This is a genomic window from Mesorhizobium sp. M8A.F.Ca.ET.207.01.1.1, from assembly GCF_004794715.1.
Classification (GTDB): Bacteria; Pseudomonadota; Alphaproteobacteria; order Rhizobiales; family Rhizobiaceae; genus Mesorhizobium.
Genome location: NZ_SRUS01000264.1, coordinates 1 through 352, shown reverse-complemented (window position 1 = coordinate 352; position 352 = coordinate 1). Strand labels below are relative to the sequence as shown.

Sequence of the window (352 nt, the reverse complement as noted above, 5' to 3'; positions counted from 1 at the left end):
CTGCAATCAGCCGCACCCGGTTGCGGCGGTACAGCTCACGCGCCTGGGCCGGGATGTCCGATTCGGGGAAGCGCAGGTCCAGATAGGAGGGCAGCAGGCCGTTGCCATCCTCGGCCACCACCGTGCCATTCCAGCCTGCATCGAACTGGTAGGCCAGGGTGCGGTCGAAGCCGGTGAGGCGTCGCACATGCGCGGCGGCCAGCCTGCACAGGTCTTCCACCGTCGCGGCGGCCTCGATGCCGGACATCAGCTCGCGGATCGCCGGGTACAGCTCTTCCAGCGAACCGGGCTGGCCCGGAACCGGCGCTTCCAGTTCAACCAGAAGGTCGGTCGCAGGCCGGTGCACAAGCAG

1 pseudogene is annotated in these 352 nt (G+C 68.5%); it reads right to left on the bottom strand.

Annotated features, from left to right (window positions below):
* Positions 1-352 (bottom strand): annotated as a pseudogene (locus EN850_RS34455) (ATPase); the annotation flags it as partial.